14 protein-coding genes are annotated in these 19,115 nt (G+C 54.5%); all 14 read right to left on the reverse strand.

The window, feature by feature from the left end:
• Position 1: 1 nt before the first annotated feature.
• Positions 2-1,216, reverse strand: coding sequence for a hypothetical protein (locus A6A26_RS20315; RefSeq protein WP_063880414.1), 1,215 nt, complete (start codon positions 1,214-1,216; stop codon positions 2-4).
• Positions 1,209-3,728: a type VI secretion system Vgr family protein gene (locus A6A26_RS20320; protein WP_063880415.1), complete on the reverse strand. Its 2,520-nt coding sequence runs from the start codon at positions 3,726-3,728 to the stop codon at positions 1,209-1,211. Before A6A26_RS20320 ends, A6A26_RS20315 begins: the two co-directional genes overlap by 8 nt.
• Entirely contained in the window at positions 3,725-6,379 is a 2,655-nt protein-coding gene (gene tssH, locus A6A26_RS20325) for a type VI secretion system ATPase TssH (protein ID WP_063880416.1), read from the reverse strand. The genes A6A26_RS20320 and tssH overlap by 4 nt, the downstream gene beginning before the upstream one ends.
• Positions 6,380-6,552: 173 nt before the next feature.
• Positions 6,553-7,044 carry a type VI secretion system effector Hcp gene (gene hcp, locus A6A26_RS20330; RefSeq protein ID WP_033758542.1) on the reverse strand — a complete coding sequence of 164 codons (492 nt, stop codon included), beginning with the start codon at positions 7,042-7,044 and terminating at the stop codon, positions 6,553-6,555.
• Between the two features lie 4 nt (positions 7,045-7,048).
• On the reverse strand, positions 7,049-8,776 hold the full coding sequence (locus A6A26_RS20335; protein WP_063880417.1) for an OmpA family protein: 1,728 nt from the start codon (positions 8,774-8,776) through the stop codon (positions 7,049-7,051).
• Complete coding sequence (gene tssL / locus A6A26_RS20340) at positions 8,773-9,462, reverse strand: type VI secretion system protein TssL, short form (RefSeq protein ID WP_063880418.1); 690 nt, start codon at positions 9,460-9,462, stop codon at positions 8,773-8,775. The genes A6A26_RS20335 and tssL overlap by 4 nt, the downstream gene beginning before the upstream one ends.
• Positions 9,459-10,799, reverse strand: coding sequence for a type VI secretion system baseplate subunit TssK (gene tssK / locus A6A26_RS20345; RefSeq protein ID WP_063880419.1), 1,341 nt, complete (start codon positions 10,797-10,799; stop codon positions 9,459-9,461). The genes tssL and tssK overlap by 4 nt, the downstream gene beginning before the upstream one ends.
• A 17-nt stretch (positions 10,800-10,816) precedes the next feature.
• On the reverse strand, positions 10,817-12,364 hold the full coding sequence (gene tssC / locus A6A26_RS20350; RefSeq protein WP_063880420.1) for a type VI secretion system contractile sheath large subunit: 1,548 nt from the start codon (positions 12,362-12,364) through the stop codon (positions 10,817-10,819).
• A gap of 44 nt (positions 12,365-12,408) precedes the next feature.
• The gene (gene tssB / locus A6A26_RS20355; RefSeq protein WP_063880421.1) at positions 12,409-12,909 is read right to left on the reverse strand and encodes a type VI secretion system contractile sheath small subunit; all 501 of its coding nucleotides are present in this window, start codon (positions 12,907-12,909) and stop codon (positions 12,409-12,411) included.
• A gap of 882 nt (positions 12,910-13,791) precedes the next feature.
• Positions 13,792-14,493: a glycerophosphodiester phosphodiesterase gene (gene ugpQ, locus A6A26_RS20365; RefSeq protein WP_063880423.1), complete on the reverse strand. Its 702-nt coding sequence runs from the start codon at positions 14,491-14,493 to the stop codon at positions 13,792-13,794.
• Between the two features lie 19 nt (positions 14,494-14,512).
• Positions 14,513-15,619 (reverse strand): ABC transporter ATP-binding protein, encoded by a 1,107-nt coding sequence (locus A6A26_RS20370; RefSeq protein WP_063880424.1) that lies wholly within the window; start codon positions 15,617-15,619, stop codon positions 14,513-14,515.
• A 5-nt stretch (positions 15,620-15,624) separates the two neighbouring features.
• On the reverse strand, positions 15,625-16,689 hold the full coding sequence (locus tag A6A26_RS20375; RefSeq protein WP_063880425.1) for a carbohydrate ABC transporter permease: 1,065 nt from the start codon (positions 16,687-16,689) through the stop codon (positions 15,625-15,627).
• Positions 16,689-17,600: a carbohydrate ABC transporter permease gene (locus A6A26_RS20380; RefSeq protein WP_063880426.1), complete on the reverse strand. Its 912-nt coding sequence runs from the start codon at positions 17,598-17,600 to the stop codon at positions 16,689-16,691. The genes A6A26_RS20375 and A6A26_RS20380 overlap by 1 nt, the downstream gene beginning before the upstream one ends.
• 59 nt (positions 17,601-17,659) lie before the next feature.
• Positions 17,660-19,036: an ABC transporter substrate-binding protein gene (locus A6A26_RS20385; protein WP_063880427.1), complete on the reverse strand. Its 1,377-nt coding sequence runs from the start codon at positions 19,034-19,036 to the stop codon at positions 17,660-17,662.
• Positions 19,037-19,115: the final 79 nt, after the last annotated feature.

A 19,115-nucleotide genomic window follows, 5' to 3' on the forward strand; every position in this document is an offset into this window, starting at 1 on the left:
ATTACTTTATTGGCCTAAAAACCAACCCTCCAAATGTATGTTTCATGAAAACACTCAGACTTGCATTATTCTTTAACTGATTTTTAACTTTTCCCCACGAAAACAAGGTTAAATCCACCTTGTCTAAAACGGATGTGCTTGCAGATATTATTCTGCCACCATTACACCTAACTTGACTATCCCAGACTATCCAATGATTCTTCGATGAACTGTCCCCAGGAAAATCTGATAACATTCCAGCAGAGATTAAGCTTACAACTTTGTGCCCGCTACTAATATAGTTATTCAGACTTATAATATCGTTCACATTTGCATGCGAGAGACTTATATTATCGAATACTTTCTCATAACCGGCCTTTTCGAACCATTCCGTTAACTTCCCCCACATTGTAATACCAGCAACCTGATCATCCACTTCATCGTAACTCATAATTGAATTTTCAGAATCCCTCAGGCTAGCCAATGTGATCCAATCCAGACCTGATACTGCTTCTCTACCGTAGTCATCATAAAAAATTCCTTTAGGATGCCTACACCCGTCTCCAGGTGAGATCTCCAAAGTGCCTATTTTAGTTTTCCCATGCAACCAAAGTTCGATAGCTGCTTGTTTATAAACATCCGGCCTGTCCATCTGCAAACAATAAAAAAATGCTGCGGGTCCACACAAACTCGTCCAACCTTGATTAGGATAATTACTGCGGTTCATTCTCGATACAATCTGATTTTCTATCTTCTTTCTATCGAAAGGATCATCAGTACTACCGACAGGATATTCTTTTGCTATAAATGCCCTTCCGAGGCAGGTTATCTGGACTCTATGAATATTTTCATCACCGTTATCATTTAAGGGTTTTGTCTGCGCTTTAGTCTCAAAATAGCAGATATTTTCTCGCTTATTTTTTGAATATGCTGCCCCTGAAGCTATTTCACCCAGTGTATACATTTTCTTCGCCGGGGATGAAAGCACCGAAATCAGCTTACCACCGTGCTTGCGGTACAAATTAATTTCTATAATGTAGATCACTGACAAATCATCATCAGTCTCATTTGTATCATGAGGCTGAGTATAATAACCAGGGTCTATCGGTTGTTGTGCTACTGACAGCAGAACATGTTTTTTATTATTGCCATCAGTTTTATAGACATCAAGGTCATAAAAAAGATCGGATACTGGTACATTTGATTCAATTTTTGTATATATCTTATACTTAGGCATTGATAACTCCCGGCATCATATGCAAAAAAACATCCTGAGTCTGCGCAGAAGTAAACAGCTTCGTATACCCCTCACCATCACTGACCCCCTCCAGCACTGAGCCATCAGCCAAAAATGCCCTGTAAGGCGTATTCAACATTGGAACTCCATTATCATCAGCACACAAATAGCGAATATTGTGGCTGCCGTCGTCGATAGCATTGGATAAAGGCGAAATATCAGGCTTATGCTGCGCTTTTTCCCGCCTGACGTAATACCCGGCCCTTGTTCTGTACTCACCAGCCGTCGCCGACTCAATGGCATTAACATCCAGAGTGATATAGCTCCCGCCGCCGTTTACCGTCAGCTTCTTCTTCGCGATGATTTTGATTTCATCTTCAGTACTGACGATACTAATTTCCTTACGAGCAAGCAGTGCCATCAGGTCATTCTGCGCCTGTACCTGCACCGGCCCCTGGTTCGCGATGAGCTTGATCCCCAGCTTACGAACAAACACGCTCAGGGCATTACCCACCCCGATGAACAGATTTTTCACCACGCTGACGTCGGCACTTCTACCGGCCGTAGCTATCAGGTTCTGCCCGGCAGAAACCTGCAGATGTTGTCCGCTGGCCAGTGCCATTCCATCCGGCGCGCTGAGCAGCAGCACTGATTTTTTGAGGTCCGTAACCTGCTGTTCCAGCAGTGTGATTTGCGCCTGGAGATCGGCCGGGTTCGCGGTCGCCTTCTGCGCGTCACCGGAGATGGACGTCATCTGCTCCCGGGCATCACCCAGATTGCTGACCGCCGCCTCCATCTCCAGCACCTGGCCCTGTGCTTTCGTCTGGCCATCAGCGCTGATGAACATCCCTTTGTGTGCCCGGATGGCTCCCCACTTATCCGTCCGCAGCTCAAAACCCTCACCGCGCTTCTGCTTCTCAGCATCCACTAAATGTCCGAGATTCAGCTGGCTCTTGCCGCCGTATTCGGTGGAAATCTTGATGTGCTCTTTACCGCGCTCGTCATCGAGGCGGATTTTGTTGTTCGCCGGGGTGCGCAGCACGTTACGTTTGTAGTTGCGGATGGTCACGTGGTCACCGTGGGCCGAGTCGTGCAGCACGCCCGCGATGTACGGCCGGTCCGGGTTGCCGTCCTCAAAGCCAATCGCCACCTCCGTGCCCGCCAGCAGCGGCAGGTGCAGGCCGTAAGTATCCCCGGCATACGGGCGGGACTGGCGTACCCACAGGCTCTCGAACCCGGTTTCCCAGTTATCGCGGTCGAACAGCATGTTCACCCGGTAGCGGCCGTCTTTATCGATGTGGCCATAGGTGTCGTTTTCGGTGGTGCTGGTGACGCGCGCCGGTACGGTGCCGGCCATCACCGGGCGTGAGCCCGGCTCCGGGCGGAAGCAAAAATCCGTGCTGTCCGGGATGCCCTCAAAATGCACGCGAAAGTCTTCATCCCGCCGCGCCTGGCTGTGCATCGCCGTGATGACCACGCCCTGCGCAAACACCTCCGCCACTTCATAACCGCCGGTGACTTTCAGCACCTGCCCCGGAGAGAGGGTCGGGCAGCTGGTGATGGCATGAGTCTGCGTCTGGCCGTTCAGGTAACGCTCATGCCGGATGCGGGCATAAAACGCACCGGACTCGGGCACCGGACTGCGGTCACAGGTACGGCCCGGTGACAGGTAGTTATCCGCCCAGTGGTAGGCATCGCCGTAGGTGGTCGCATCCCCGCGGGTCACGTCCACCAGAGCGTTCATGTCTTCCGTGGCCTGACGGTAGTTGTAGTCCCGGGTGCTGACCTGCTTCTGCACCACGCTGTGATGACTCTCCATCCCCCACACCGAATCCACGCCCTGCGAGTGCTGCCCCGACGGCGGCACCGACGGCAGCGTCAGGCCTTTCTCATAGCCCTGCTGACCGTCGCAGAACTCCACCACGTCGATGTTCAGGCGCGTGTCGGTGGTGAAGCGGAACCAGATACCGACCTCACCCAGCAGACGGGTAATGAAGTGCAGGTCGTCCTCACCGTACTGCATCACCTGCTCGCGGCGCGGGTACTCTTTTGTGAGCGAGAACAGAAAGTCCTGGCCGCGCATGTTATGGCGCCCGCGCAGGATTTTTTCCACAATCTGCGGCACCGACATGTCCTGGTAGATGGCGTTCTGGTGCGAACGGTCAAGCAACGCCAGACGCGGCCGGAGCGTCAGGGCATAGCGGGTTTCCTCTTTAGAAGCGCTGAGGCGCTCAAAGCCGGTCACCACGCCCTGAATCACCCGTAACGTCTGCTGCACTTTACTACCGAAACCCGTGTCAGCCGGGGCCTGCAGCGTCAGGGAACCGGGCTTCATCAGCATCATCTCTTTGCTGATGGCATGGTCTGTACAGGTGAATTCAATCCGGTAGCGGAACGGTCTGCTTAAGGCTTCATCGCCTTCAAAAGCCAGCACATCAAGCTCTGCGCCACATCCCTTCACCGAAAGCCGGTGGTGGTTGTGACTGAATCTTATGGGGGGGTTGTTGCTCATATGGCCACTCCTTCAGTCCGGTTGAACTCCAGTGAGACACCTTCTTCATCGCTCCAGTCGAGTGCCAGTTTGCGTGGTTTCTGCTTCTCCGCCATATGGGTAAGCAACTGCTGGCTCAGCACCGGCAGAATCTGCTGATTCAGCAGGCTGTCGACGTTACGGGCGCCGGTGTCCGGCAGCAGGCAGGCAGAAGTGAGAGCGTCATACAGGCTTTCGTCAATATGCGTGGTCAGGCCGTAGTGACGATGTAAGCGTTTGCTGACCTGAGCCAGTTTCATTTCCACGATGGTACGCATTGCGGCTTCCGCCAACGGACGGTAAATGACGGTCTGGAAGCGGGCGAGCAGTGCAGGCTGGAAGTGATCGCGCAGGATCGGGCGCAGCAGTTCGTGCAGGTCGCCTTCGCTGGCTTCCGGCTGTTCATCGAGCAGTTGCATCAGGTGGTCGCTGCCGAGGTTCGAGGTCATCAGAATGACCGTGTTGCGGAAGTCGATTTCCCGGCCTTCACCGTCACGCATAAAGCCACGATCGAACACCTGATAGAACAGGTTCATGACATCACGGTGCGCTTTCTCCACTTCATCGAGCAGCACCACACTGTATGGACGCTTGCGCACGGCTTCGGTGAGGATGCCGCCCTGGCCATAACCTACGTAGCCCGGAGGCGAGCCCTTCAGTTGGGAAACGGTGTGCGGCTCCTGATACTCCGACAGGTTGATGGTGATCAGCGATTTTTCACCGCCGTACAGCACGTCTGCCAGCGCCAGCGCGGTTTCGGTTTTGCCGACCCCGCTCGGGCCGACCAGCAGGAATACGCCCTGTGGACCGTTTTCGGACGTCAGCCCGGTCTTCGCAGCGCGCAGGCGCCGGGCGATGGCAGCGAGCGCCATGTCCTGCCCGACCACGCGTTTACCGATTTCATTTTCCAGGGACAGCAGATCAGTCTGTTCGTCTTTCATCAGCGACGACAGTGGCACGCCGGTCCAGTCGGCGATGACATTCGCTACGGTGCGCACGTCCACATCCACCGTCAACAACGGGTTACTGTGCTGCATGCCGTTCAGCGCCTGTTGCAGCCTGTACATCTCGCTCTGACGGGAAGTGTCCTGGCGGCATTCCATCAGTTGTTCCGTGAGTTTCAGCTCCTCAACGTACCGGGTTTCCAGCTCCCCGAGTTCCGCCATCAGGTGCGCTTCTTCCTGCTCAATCGCCGTCAGCCGTTCACCGTGGCTCTGATGACCAACGACAATATCCTCCAGCAACGCCTGCTTCTCTATGTCGAGCGACGTCATCTGCGAGCGAATGCGGATCAGCTGTTCCGGTACAGTGTCCAGGCTCATGCGCACACGGGCGCTCGCGGTGTCGAGTAAATCCACCGCCTTGTCCGGCAACTGGCGGCCTGTTAAGTAACGTCGGGAAAGCGTAACGGCAGCACGCACCGCATCGTCGGTGATGTGCACGTTGTGGTGTTCGGCATAGCGGGATTTCAGGCCACGCAGCATCAGACATGCCGTGTCATCGTCTGGCTCATCCACCTTCACCCTCTGAAAGCGGCGCTCCAGCGCGGCATCGCGTTCGAAGTACTGCTTGTATTCGGACCATGTTGTCGCGGCAATGGTGCGCAATTCGCCACGCGCCAGCGCAGGTTTCAGCAGGTTGGCGGCATCCGCGCCACCGGCCTGGTTACCGGCACCGATAATGGTGTGGGCTTCGTCGATAAACAGCAGGATCGGCACTGGTGACTGCTGCACGGCATCAATGACGTTTTTCAGACGCTGTTCAAACTCGCCTTTCACGCCTGCGCCTGCCTGCAACAGACCGAGGTCAAGGGTGCGCAAGATAACCGGTTTGAGCGATTCCGGTACGTTGCCCTCGGCAATACGCAGCGCCAGGCCTTCGACCAGTGCGGTTTTACCTACGCCTGGTTCACCCACCAGGATCGGGTTGTTCTTGCGGCGGCGGGAGAGAATATCCACCATCTGGCGGATTTCCGTATCACGCCCAAACACCGGATCGATTTTGCCCTCTCTGGCTTTGGCTGTGACGTCGAGAGTGAATTTATCCAGTGCGTTCTGTAACGCTGGGTTCAGTTCGCCTTCCTTCACGTCCTCGCCAACCGGGCGAACCACAAATTCAACCTCTCCGCCATGGATCTGTGCCAGTTCGGCTTCCTGCTGCACTTGCGGGCGTTCGTCTGACTGTGCGTCCAGCAGCGGACGCAGGCGTTCAAGCTGGCTTTGCCCCAGGGTCAGCAGCGGCCACAGACCATCACAGCGTACCAAATTCTGTTTTTCAACCAGCGCCATTAGCAGGTGGTGACTTCGGATCTGTTCTTCACCGTTAAGCGAGGCAATCAGCCAGGCTTCCTGCATCAGCGACTGGATATTATCGGAGAGCTGCGGTCGGTGGCGCACGGAGCGCGGCTGTTTATCCAGCCAGCCGAGTAAATCCTGCCAGATGCTGTCCATGTCCCACTCGTAACGGCGGGCCAGCACCGTCAGGTCACCTTCCCCCTGTTCGAACAACTTCAACAGCCAGTGCTCCGGCAGGATTTCTGCATGGGCGCGGGTCTGACACAGAGAGGCAGCCCCTTCCATCGCGCGGGCGCAGTAAGGGTTGAGACGTCGAAGAAGGATTGCCGGGTTTTCCATGTTTTTAAACTCGCTCTCTGAAGACCTTCAGGCACGCTACCGCCCATCGCTTTCCTGTTGTCAGGAACCTAAGCGCATCAGGTCAGATTTCTCGGTTGTAGGATGTTTTGCTCAGTACCCGCCGGGCAGGCACTCAGAAAAACTGCGGACAAGTCGCCCTGCCCGCATCAGGCTTACGCCGTGGCGCGTTCGTTCCACGAATCGGAATGAATGATGTTGCCGTCTTTGTAGGTCCAGGTGATTTTTTCGTAACGCAGTTCAATGCGCTCAAGGTGGTTGTGCTTCTCTTTAGAAGGGTCCTTGATGTCGTACATCTCAGGGTTCACTTTCACCACTTTTACGTTTTCCAGTTTGGTGTTGAAGTACTCCACTTCCTGGCCCGCATCGTTGATCTTGTACCACCTGAATTCCGCAGACTTGAGGGTCTGGCCGGTGGTCACCGCCTTGTAGAGATACGGGCTGGAGGAGTCGATCTCCTTGGTGAACAGGAATGGGGTGTGAATGCGGGTACCGGTCAGCTTGCCGGTGTTGTTATCGGTCGGGATATACAGGTTATGCTCCTGAGCCACCACTTCGATGCTGCCTTCACGATCCTGAACGTCCACAGACCCTTTAATGTCCGCGCCGCCGTCGTCTTTCAGCCAGAGATAAACAGGAATTGCCATGGAATTACTCTCCATTGTGTAGTGATGCGCCATCATCCTGAGATGACGCCTGGGTGTGGCCCGGTACCTGGCAGGCATTGGCCTGTGGTACCAGACTGATTTCGACACGGCGGTTGAGCGCGCGCCCATCCGGGGTGTCGTTGGTTGCGATCGGACGGCTTTCGCCATAGCCCTGCACCGCAAAACAGCTTTCCGGCACGTCGCCGGTGTCACGCATCCAGTCGCGCACCGCTTCGGCACGTTTCAGTGACAGTGTTTGGTTGATCTTCGGGTTACCGCTGTTATCGGTATGGCCGGACACAACAATCAGCCAGCCCGGCTTCGCTTTGATGCCGACCAGCGAGTTCACAAGCCATTTGGTGGACCCGGCTTTCAGCGCCGATTTCCCCGAATCGAACAGCGATATGCTGTTGAGGCGCACGATTTTTGGTTCAGATTTGGGTGTCGGCTGTGGTGCGGATGGCTGTGGTGCGGACGGCTGGGGCGGCGGCACATACGAACGGATCGCATCCAACACGGGCATTCGCAGGCGCTCGCCCCGATACAGACCGAGGCTCATTCGGATCGGCTCACCATTGCGCGCCCAGCTATCCAGTTCTGCCGCATCGTTACGCAGGACAGCAACGGCAGCGGCTTTGGATGCGACATCATGCATCGGGATACGGTCATAGCGGGCAATATCGAAGCTTACGCGTTGCAATAGCTGGCGATTGTTCCAGCCACTGCTGAGCAACGAAGCAATCGCCGCCACAGTGAACATTCCGAGCGCCCAACGGAAGGCTCTCCCACGTGGCGTCAGTCCTTGCCCTTCTGGCAGCAGCGGCAGGATAAAATCCGGGAACGGGGAAATAACCGTGCTGTCGGTTCCCACCGGCTGCCAGCCCTTCACCTGCTGCATCCCAGTGTGACGGGAAAGCCATGCCGTCCAGGCCGATGTGGCCAGGCTTCCGACCAGAATCGGGCCCATTCCCCACAGCACCGCAGTAGGTGCCATGACAGGAACATCGGGGTTTTCATCCATAAAGACAGCTTTGACATGCTGATGGAACCAGCTCATCAGGCTGTTCATCAACACCTGCTGCTGCATCGCAGGCGTTCCGCCGGTAGTGATCCATGCCGCGATTGAGGCCGGTGCTGAAGATTCGCGCCAGACTCTCACCCCTTCTCCCGGGATAGCCGCCTGCCAGAGCGGGTTAGTCGTCATCGCGCTGCCGATCTGACCATTCAGAATCAGCGGCACTGCATGGCCGGTCTCTTTACGCAGTTGGCTGATTTGCCAGCGCAGGGCCAGCAGGCAACAGGTCAGGGCTTCGCTGTCTGCGTGTTTCTGCGGACAGACGCTGACCATCACCGACAGCTGACGTCCCCAGTCAGGACGCAGCCACAGTACTTTACGGGCTACCTGCTCAAGATCCTGACCATCCGCCACGCGAATCCAGCATCCCTGCGTGACAGTGAGCACCGGTGACGGCTGCGGCCAGGCCAGCGGCAGATCGCCACACACCAGCACAACGGGCTGACGGTAAGTGGCTTCCGGAAGATCATCCAGAGGCAGGGTAACGTTGTGCTCCGCGCGACGACTGGCGACAGTCCAGAACGCCAGGATAAGCCCCAGCATCGCCAGCAGGACAAGTACAGATCCCCATCTGGATACCGGTAAAAAACTCAGACATACCGCCGCGCTCAGCACGGCGGCCCACAGCGCAAGCCCACGCTGTTGTGCAGGACTCATTTCACGGCCCCCGGCAACAGAGTCAGCAGCATCTGATCCAGCCAGTGATCCAGTCCCCACCAGAGTGCGGCAACCACCACCACGCTCAGGCCGATACGCACGGGCCATGACGCCAGCACGCCGCCCATTCCTCGTCCGATATGGCTTTCCGCCAGTACCGGATGGTTTTGTGGATAGCTGAACGGTGTGACATATTCACTGAGTGCGTTAACGAGTTTCTGGCGCTCAGGGTCGTTTAGAGAGCGGAAACTGCCGAGGAATCCCAGCATCATGACTCGCTGGAAGCAGGTCACGACAGCATGGTCAGGCGCCGGTTCACGCAGCACTTCGCGCATCCGATCGCACAGCGTATCACCGGCGTCCATGGTGCCGAGGAAGTGCCCCTGCAGAGGAATGTGATACCACTGTACACAGGCGTCATCCTCCACACCGCGACCTTTGACCGCCTCATCAAGCAACGCACACTGTGCAGTGAGGATGTGCTGACAGCTGGCTTCATCAAGTTCGCTCGCTTTCAGCTCACGCTGCACACGCTCGACATCAGCGATGCAACGCTCCCACAGCGTACGCCCTTCTCCATCCTGAAATTTCGGGCCGTGACGCAGGCTGACCACCTGTAGCCAGGTATCCTGCAGCAGGGCATCAATATCAATGGACGCGGCAGCGCCGCGTTTACCCTCACTCATGTTCTTAGTACCGCAAAGAGTTCAAGTTCAGGCTCGCCGAGCATGCCTGGAACATAAAACATACAGGTGCCGCTCTGGAGCATGTCGTTGGCCAGAGGATGAGAGACATCAAGGCTGAAATACTGGTTTTCCAGACGCAGTGGAATGGCGGCAGGCACATGACGCAGTGGCGTCAGAGGTACGCCCACCCGCGATGAATTGACGATACTCCTGACATGATCGGGACTGCCGACCTTACACTGGCGCGGGAACTGTTCCTGCAACTGTGCCACCGGAATCGGTGAACGCACGGACAGATAGTAATCCGCCCCTTCACGCAAACGTGGATCGTGCAGCCGGGCCTGCCAGACGTGAAGTCGGGCATCATGCTCAAGCGCAATCGCCACCACCCGCGACGGCAGGCTGGCTTCCAGCAGATCGCCCAGTAAATCAAACAACGGCGGGAAGACGTGATTCAGTTGCTCATGCTGCCAGACCGGGATTGCACTCACCTGGTGCTCCAGCGAGAAAGTCAGCAGGCTGCCAGCGAGTCGTGCCAGCTCCAGATACAGGCGCTCAGGCGGGCTTTGCGGGTGGCGCTGAAACTGTCCTAGCACCGGCTCGGCGCTATTCAGGGCATTCAGCAGCCAGAAAAGGGACACGTCGGCCACGGCAAAATCGGCCATCCGCTCATTGCTTTCACGACGCATTGCCATGAGACGACTCAGTCGGGCACGCAACTGGGTCATCAGCTGCTCCAACTGGGTCAGCAGCCAGTGGCTGCCCTGAATGGTCAGAAGGGGGGGCAGAAACGTCTCATCACGTTGCCACAATCCTTGCGAATCCTGCTGCAGGCGCGCGACCGGACAGGTCAGGTAATCGCTGTTGTTCTGATGGCTAAACCGCAGCGTCAGCTCGGGTTGCATCACCGCAATCTGGCGGATATCGTCTCCGAACGTATTGCGTACATCCCGCCAGCGCTGGCGATAACGCACAGGACGCTCGGCCACTTCATCAGGTTTAAGGCAGTTACCGCCATTCGCCCGCAGCAGCGGAAGTGCCAGAACCACCACGACCTCCTGTGATTCCCCCTCAAGCGCCAGTACCGGTGGCAGGTCGTCAGCATTATCCGTGTCGATAAGCGTCCCGTCCGGAAAGCGGATGTGCAGATGGCTGGCCTGCAGGCGGCCCAGTTTCAGTGTTTCCGGTTCAAAAGCGACATTGATCACGCCCCAGGGCTGTGATAATCCCATTCGGGCGATACCTTCGGCAGACCAGGCCGCATACGCGACCTGTTGCTGGAAGTGCTGGGGAGAGATCATAATGCCCCTGCCCCATAACGGTTGTTCCGTTTTCATCGGCTTCCTGCCTTTCGTTACGATTTCGCCTTCGGCATCTGGGAAACCAGTGACAGGTTGACGTCCATGCCTTCTACCTGGAAATGCGGCACCGCGAAGAGTTTCACGCGGAAGAAGCCCGGATTGTCTTCGATGTCTTCCACCACCACTTTCGCATCACGCAGCGGGTGAGACGCCTGCAGCTCATCGCCCGGATCGGTCATCTCCGTGACCAGACTGCGAACCCAGGTGTTCAGCTCAAGCTCCAGCAGACGGCGGTCTTTGGTCGTACCGATATTTTCACGCTGGATCAGCTTCAGATAATGGGCGATGCGTGACAGCAGGAAGATGTAGGGCAGACGGGCATTGATACGGCTGTTGGCGGTCGCATCCGCTGTATCGTACAGCGCCGGTTTCTGGGTGGAGTTCGCCGAGAAGAAGCACGCGTAGTCACGGTTTTTGTAGTACGACAGCGGAATGAAACCCAGGTTGGCGAATTCAAATTCGCGGGTTTCCGGGATCATCACTTCAGACGGGATCTTCACCTGATTACCGGTGCCCAGATCGTACAGATGGATAGGCAGGTCCTGAACGGCACCGCCCGCCTGTGGGCCGCGAATCTGGACGCACCAGCCGTTGTTGATAAAGCTGCGTACCATATTCGCGGCAAAGGCAAACGAGGCGTTGGTCCACAGATATTTGTTATGATCCGGGCCTTTCACCTCTTCGACATAGTTGAAGCTGCGGACCGGCGTGGTATCCGGGCCATACGGCAGGCGGCCCAGTACACGCGGCATCACCAGACCGATATAGCGGGAATCATCGGTTTCGCGGAAGGATTTCCACTTGATGTATTCCGCGCGGTCAAAGTAGTTGCCGATATCCTTGATGGCCGCCACCTCCTCCATGGCGTCCTTGAGGAAAAATTTCGGACCTGCGGAGCCGATAAACGGCATATGTGCTGCGGCAGAGACTTTCGAGATATTGCGCAACAGGGCCACATCCTGTGCAGAGGCATCAAATTCGTAGGCGGAGATCAGCGCGGCAATGGGTTCGCCACCCGGTGTGTCATATTCATCAATGTAAGTGTGTTTATACAGTCCGCTCTGGATAATTTCCGGGCTGTCTTCAAAGTCCTGACGCAGGTCTTCTTTCGACATATCCAGCAGTTCAACTTTCACGTTCTGGCGGAAATCGGTTTTATCGACCAGGGATTTCACGCCGCGCCACAGACTTTCCACCGCCTGAAAAGCATCGTGATGCATGACGGCATCAAGCTGACGGCTGATCTGGTGATCCAGTTCGGCGATATGATGGTCAATCAGGTTTCTGTCGAGTTTCTCAACTTTTGAGCCAGATTTTGTCAGGCATTCCAGAAACACCTGCATGCCGGCGGTCAGACGTTCATCCGCCGTTGCATCCGACATCGCCTGTGCATCCTGCCAGATATCCAGTGCGCTCAGCTCAGACACCGGGTTCAGATTGATTTTTTCAAACAGGGACGCATAAACCCCACCCGCGGCTGGGCGTTCCAGTACCACGCTTTCGCCACCCGCAGCCTTCTCATTTTTTACAGACATCAACATCTTCCTTATTAATCCGTTATTAATCCGTCAAAACACTCTGACCGTTAGGGCTGTTTCGGGGCCAGAGCAGACAGCTCAGACCGAAGTTCGGCACTTAATGCCGGATCGAGCAGAATGTTTTCCAGCTCTTTTCGGAAAGTCTGGTTATCCAGCAGGTTGGCCTTTAAATCACGAAGCAAATTGCGCATGGAAAGCATGGCTTTCAGTTGAGGTATTTGTCGGGACACCTGTTCCGGAGAGAAATCTTTCATGCTCTGAAATGTCAGACGGATATTTTCTTCGCTACCGTCACCGGCAAGCGTGTTTTGAACGGTAAGATTGACTTCTGGGGAATATTCGGAAAGTACGGCGTCGAAATTATTTTTGTTCAGATTAACTTTTTTTCGCTCGGATAACGGTGCGGTCTCCTTGCCATGACTGAAATCACCCGCAACCAGTAATTTCAGGGGGAGCTCTGTTTTCTTGCTCGCGCCACCGGTATGCAGTTCAAGTTTTAGATTAATACGTGCTTTCGGAATTTCGGACTGATAGGAAGAATTAGACATGGCTGTCCCTGTTCTATTGCGTTATAGAAACGGTCAATGCCAGCGAGAAATTAATAAGAAAAGCAAACCCAGCAAGAACAACGTCCCGGTTCACGTCATCCGACGAGAATAAAAACCCGGAATCAAAAGCGGGTGCATTCCATTCACCAGCATGTCGACACTGTATTGTTGAGCGTTTATCTGCGATGGAAAACATTCGGATAAACGCCAACGGACAGAGTGTAAGAAGGTTAAACACATGACAGTAAATGAAAAAGTGTAACAAAACGTTACAATAATCAGGCTTAACATTTTTATATCATCTTTTTGATTTATATGACTTTTAATTAATAAGCCTTTCATGCCGCATGGGACAAGGGTGTTCAGTAAGTGATCAATTTAGCTTAGGGATTGAATCCCGAAAAATCCCGACCACAATGTAAAATATTTAATTTTAGTTTTAACAAAAATAATAATCAGGATGCGACTGCACTCGGGAAAATATGAAGACATGGTCATACTTTCATAATTCTCTTTTCGTTAACCTGGGGGTTATTTATTTTTATTGAAGGAGAGTAACGATCACCACTGGGCTCTTCACCTTTTTCATGCCAGTGCCTGTGACAGGTAAATCTCAGGCACCAGGTGCCTGGACGATCGGGAACAATAACCGTCCAGGCGGCAATATGCAGGGAGCGGCGCAACTCACTTTTCAGCGATCTGAACGTGTCGATAAACTGAATGGCATCATCGACAGACAGAATTCGGTAACATTGCCTGCTCAATAGTGATGAGCCAGATTAAGGTAATATTTCAAACTTCCCATCCATCCCCTGATAAAATCGTGCAAATCACATTGGTGACGCGAGCGATTAGTATCGTTTGGCAGCGGGCCCCAGCAAACTAACGCCGTATGGTGCTGAAAATATCCGGGCGGTTGAGGTTGATATAATCCACCCCCGCAGACGCTATTTCCTGATGAATCTTTATGTCGTCACCACCGTAATAAACCATGATCTCAAGGCCAGCCTTACGGCTTGATTCAAGGATTCCGGGATTACGCATCTGCTCAACGTTCATCTCGATGATAGATCCATGATGCAGGGGTGCAACAAGAGAGGGAGACATGGCGATATCGAGGGTCATCATTTTGCGAAACTCCGGTGCCACGGCCTGAAGGCCAGTGCGCATCGCGTCGGAAAACGAAAAGAAGAACGTGTCGCGCACCATACCAAGATCCCGGACTAACGCAGCCACTTTGAGCGGATCGCAGTATTTCAGCTCAATATAGACACCCGCGCGACCACGCAGATGTTCAAGGTAGTCATCAAGCCGCGGCACAATGGCACCTTTAAAGCGGTCGTCGAACCAGCTTCCTGCATCCAGTGTATCAATATCGCGCGACAAGGCATGACCAACGAGGCCCGTGCCGTTCGTCGTGCGATCCAGGGTCTCGTCATGGATAACGTAGAGCACACCGTCTGCGCTCTCTCGCACATCCAGCTCAATGTAATCGGCCCCCTGTTCAAGCGCCAGGTCTGCGGAAAAGAAGGTATTCTCTGGTGCAAAATGGTTGGCACCACGGTGTGATACGACTCGGGTCATTAACGTATTTTCCTGTTAGCTAGCCAGCATAAACATGTTTGCTGGGGTGGCAGAATACAGAGAGGTTGGCATGAAGATCGACGATGCGTTTACCAGAAGCATTGAACATAAGGGTCAGTTCGGGTTGACATGCGATACCGATCCGGGAACCGGTCGCATGACGCACCGCTTCACCATATTCCAGCGCGCGGAGAATGCCGGCTGGCGTGTCAATCGTGTAGAAAACTTCACGTCCCATCGGCTCGACGGTGATAACGTCACCACAGAGAGGCGCATGATCGGCGGCAACCAGGTTGATATCCTCCGGACGCAGACCGAAACAAACGGGTCCATCGTATCCGTGATTCAGTTCAAAGGATGATTGTCCTAATTGCAGAAAACGGCCAAGTGCCTGTCCCTTCACAAGGTTCATGGGCGGTGAGCCAATGAATCCTGCAACAAAGAGATCGTCCGGACGCCTGTAAAGGTCGTCTGGCGTGCCGATCTGGACTATCTCGCCATGATTCATACAGATGATCCGATCGGCCATCGTGATGGCTTCCAACTGGTCATGGGTGACGATCAAGGTGGTGAAGCCGAGACGTTTCTGAAGATTCTTGAGCTCCGTGCGCATGGTGATACGGAGTGTTGCGTCAAGGTTAGAAAGCGGCTCGTCAAGTAACAGGATATTCGGTTCCTTGACCAGTGCCCGGGCCAGCGCCACGCGTTGTTGCTGCCCACCTGAAAGCTGCGATGGGCGTCGATCGAGCAGCGCGCTTATTTGCACAAGAGTAGCCGCCTCTTCCACGCGCCGGGCCATTTGGTCCTTATCGATTTTTTTAAAACGTAACGGAAAGGCGATGTTGTCGCGCACCGTCAGGTTTGGGTAAAGCGCATAAGACTGGAAGACGATACCGACATTACGATCGCGGGCATCAATGCGATTGACATTGTGCCCGTCAAACGCGATCTCACCGCTGCTCGGCGCATAAAGCCCCGCCAGAAGAAACAGCGTCGTCGACTTACCACATCCGGATGGGCCGAGAATGGCAACGAATTCACCGTTCTCAATGGCAAGATTCATCGGTTTCAGGACCTGGGTCTCACCCCAGTTTTTGGTGACATTGTTGAGCGTGATCGAGGCCATGACAATTATCCCTTAATACCGCCAAAACTCATTTGGGTGATGTATTTCTGCGTGAAGGTGTAGAGAACAAGCACGGGAAGTAAGTAGATGATGCCGACGGCGGCGATCATGCCGTAATCTGCGCCCGTATTATCCTGTGCAACAAAGAAAAGGTAGAGGCTCATGGTCATCTGGCTTTTGTCGATAAGTAGCGTCTGGACAAAAACGTACTCCTCCCAACCGCGCAAAAAGGTAAAGGTAGCAATCGCAATCAGCCCGCTACGCACCTGTGGCAGAACCACCAGGCGAAAGGCCTGGAAGCGGGTCGCGCCATCTGTCACCGCACTCATCTCAATATCCCAGGGCACGCCGTCAAAAAAGCCCTTAAGGACGAAGATCGCGTAGGGCAGCTCCAGCGCACTCATCACCATCACCACGCCGGAGAGATGGTTGAGCAGGCCCATATAGTGAAGCTGGATGAAGATAGCGATGGTCAGGGCCAGCGCGGGAAAAGCATGTAACAGAAGCAAACCGCGAAGGAAATTTTCCCGACCGGCAAAGGCAAAGCGCGATAACGCGTAGGCTGCTGGCGTCGCGACGATCGTCACAATCAGCGTTTGGGAGACGGCAAAGATCAGGGAGCTACCCAGTGCCGTCCAGGCCGACGGCATCAGCTCCACGCGCGTTGTGCCGGTATTCGCAATATCCCGGTTCCACAGAAAACGGTAGTTGTGCACTGTCATATGGGGCATCAGGAAAATCATCACGAGGAGCAGCACAATGATACCGAGCGCAGTCCAGGACAATATCGGTCTGCGCAGGCGATCTGCCAGAAAGGCAAGCACGATCGCCCCGAAATAAGCCACGCCCGCAATGGCGCTGGTGCGCCAAAGCACAAGCCGGCTGACGGACTCATCAGAGGTGGTCAGGGATTTTGCCAGGAGCCAGAGGTAAGGCAGCAGAATCGGGACCGAAATAATCGTCAGGAAGAGAATGACCGCAGACAGGAAGCCGACACGATTGACGGTGCCTCGACGTTCAAGACGCGCCCATTTCGATTGGGCAACCGCTGTGGTTTGTACGCGTGACATCACAATACCTCGATTTTCGGCGCGGCAAAGGTCGCGCGCATATTACTAACACGCCATTGCACTAAGGTCGCGGCCACGCCAATCACCATCAAACCAAGCGCCAGCGCCGCGCCATAGGCGTAAGCCCCATTTTCAAAGGCACGACGGTAGATATAGAGCGCATACGGCGTGGAATCGTAGACAGGGCCGCCTCCGGTGATGAGCAAAATGTATTCGTAGGTGGTCATCAGGGAGAGGCCCTGATAGATCGTGATAAATCGAATGGGCTGAGACAGCGCGGGGATCACCACATAACGCAGCACGCCCCATTCGCTCGCCCCGTCTGTCCGCGCCGCATTGGCGAGATGTGAGGGGATGGAGCGAATTGATGACGTCAGAATGACCATGGCAAAGGATGCTCCCACCAACCCATTCGCCACGACGATCAGAAACAAGGGGAAGTCATTGCGCAAATTCACAGGCGGCAGGCCTAAAGACCCGGATACCTGATTAAGCAAACCGGACGGCGTGGGATCGGCAACCCATATCCACAGAATGCTGTAGAGTACGGCCGGTGACATGCGTGGCAACAGCCAGAGACCGCGAAACAGATTACCGAGTCTGTCGGGGATGGCCGTCGACGTTATGGCCAACAGGGCACCCAGCCCGACATTGAAAATAAACAATGTCGCCGTGACGTAAATCAGCGTCGTCAGGAGCACGCCAGGAATGCGCGCATCGCGTGACACGATCCGCTCGAAATTCTGCAGTGTAAATTGGCCGACCCGAAGATCCGCGCCCATATCGGTAAAGGCGATGACAGTATTGACGATGATGGGCGCCAGGAAAAAGACGACCAACAACGCGATAGCGGGCGCGAGATAGAAAACGGGTCGGGCTGGCCGGTGCGCCCGAGGCTGGAACTGAGACATGACCTCATCTCCTTAAGTATTAACGATCACACTAAGCGCGACACCCGACGGGCTAAACACTATTTGTTGGCGACAGAGGCGCGAATCTCAATATCGTCGCCGAACTGCAGTTCAAGCTCTTCAGCGATAAAATCAACAGCCTGTTTTGCGGTCATTTTCCCTGTCTCAACGGCCTGAAGACCGCTGAACAGCACCTTGTTATAGCTGCCAAACTGAATGTGATTGGGCACGAACTTCGCATGCGCCATCATTGGCGAGGCGGCTGACAGCACCCAGTTATCCCGGTATTTCGGCATCGCCGTTTGCGCGTTGCTGATGGCCGTATGATAGGAGGTCACAGCATGCTCGTTGTTGAAATAGGGTAAGGTTGCCAGTGCGACGAGTTCGGCAGCAATATCGGCATTTTTACTTTTGGCATTCACCGTATAGAGAAGCGGATGCGACAGGTTTGAAGGCTGACCGCCCTTTTTGGCCGCCGGGGCCGGAATCCAGCCTATCTTATGAAAATAACCCTCTTTGTCTGACGGCCAGACCGCCCCATTTTTGTCCCCCACCTGCCAGGCAACCGCCCAGACACCCTGGTGAAAGATAAATGCCTTCTCCTGTTTGAATGCCCCCTGAATGGCATCCCAACTCATCGCCGTATTATCGACAGGGGTAACCCCCTGCTTCGCATTACGCGCATACCAGCCAAGGGCGTCGGCCATTTCAGCCTTGGGGAACATGAGTTTACCGGTCTTCTCATCCATGAATTTCACGCCGTAAGACTGAAAGACCATAAGATAATCAATACCGACGTTCGGGCGGTGCAGCATGCCATATTGGGCTGCTTTGCCGTCCACGACTTCTTTGGCAAGTGCGGTCAGATCGTCGAGTGTAAAATCACCGGACTCAACTCTGGCCGGAATAGCGTTAATAAAGGCTTCATCCTTGCCGATTTTTCTCAACATATCTTTGTTGTAAAAAAACATGCGTATTTCAGCATCCTGCGGTATGCCATAGATCTTTCCATCTTTTGCTTTCGCCGATTCCCACAGCACAGGCAGGATATCGCTATAAACCCACGGTGCAGCGGCGATCTTATCGTTCATTTGCAAGGCATAACCGTCCTTAGCAAACTGACCGATCCACTCATGGGGCAGCACATAGATATCCGGTCCCTGGCCGACGGACATTGCCTTCAGCATGTCCATGGCAAAGTCGTCCCAGCCTTTGACAGCACTGCTGTTGGCCTGAACCACAATATGCTTGTCGACACCCGCAGCCTTAAATTGCTTGTTCATGATGTCGGCGGCATCTTCAATATTGGTGATGCGGTTGGGAGCACTCCGCTCGGCGAGCGTGGAGAGTTTGATGGTTATCTCTTCGGCGTGGGCAAGGCCGCCACACAGCGCGGAAATCACCAAGGTGGCGAGGACAGTCAATTTTTTCGACATGGTTTTTATTCCCGTTGTGCCTATTATTTAAGTAAGTTAATTTATTTAAATGACAAGTTCATGACCATGTGCAAATGAC

Origin of the sequence: Pantoea sp. OXWO6B1, from assembly GCF_001641135.1 — a bacterium.
Taxonomy (GTDB): domain Bacteria; phylum Pseudomonadota; class Gammaproteobacteria; order Enterobacterales; family Enterobacteriaceae; genus Pantoea; species Pantoea allii.

Excerpts from the sequence above, each read along its gene's own strand:
- tssC (WP_063880420.1), bottom strand. The coding sequence starts at position 12,364 with ATGTTGATGTCTGTAAAAAATGAGAAGGCTGCGGGTGGCGAAAGCGTG.
- tssB (WP_063880421.1), bottom strand. The coding sequence starts at position 12,909 with ATGTCTAATTCTTCCTATCAGTCCGAAATTCCGAAAGCACGTATTAAT.
- ugpQ (WP_063880423.1), bottom strand. The coding sequence starts at position 14,493 with ATGACCCGAGTCGTATCACACCGTGGTGCCAACCATTTTGCACCAGAG.
- hcp (WP_033758542.1), bottom strand. The coding sequence starts at position 7,044 with ATGGCAATTCCTGTTTATCTCTGGCTGAAAGACGACGGCGGCGCGGAC.
- A6A26_RS20335 (WP_063880417.1), bottom strand. The coding sequence starts at position 8,776 with ATGAGTCCTGCACAACAGCGTGGGCTTGCGCTGTGGGCCGCCGTGCTG.
- A6A26_RS20385 (WP_063880427.1), bottom strand. The coding sequence starts at position 19,036 with ATGTCGAAAAAATTGACTGTCCTCGCCACCTTGGTGATTTCCGCGCTG.
- A6A26_RS20380 (WP_063880426.1), bottom strand. The coding sequence starts at position 17,600 with ATGTCTCAGTTCCAGCCTCGGGCGCACCGGCCAGCCCGACCCGTTTTC.
- A6A26_RS20375 (WP_063880425.1), bottom strand. The coding sequence starts at position 16,689 with ATGTCACGCGTACAAACCACAGCGGTTGCCCAATCGAAATGGGCGCGT.
- tssL (WP_063880418.1), bottom strand. The coding sequence starts at position 9,462 with ATGAGTGAGGGTAAACGCGGCGCTGCCGCGTCCATTGATATTGATGCC.
- tssK (WP_063880419.1), bottom strand. The coding sequence starts at position 10,799 with ATGAAAACGGAACAACCGTTATGGGGCAGGGGCATTATGATCTCTCCC.
- A6A26_RS20315 (WP_063880414.1), bottom strand. The coding sequence starts at position 1,216 with ATGCCTAAGTATAAGATATATACAAAAATTGAATCAAATGTACCAGTA.
- A6A26_RS20370 (WP_063880424.1), bottom strand. The coding sequence starts at position 15,619 with ATGGCCTCGATCACGCTCAACAATGTCACCAAAAACTGGGGTGAGACC.
- tssH (WP_063880416.1), bottom strand. The coding sequence starts at position 6,379 with ATGGAAAACCCGGCAATCCTTCTTCGACGTCTCAACCCTTACTGCGCC.
- A6A26_RS20320 (WP_063880415.1), bottom strand. The coding sequence starts at position 3,728 with ATGAGCAACAACCCCCCCATAAGATTCAGTCACAACCACCACCGGCTT.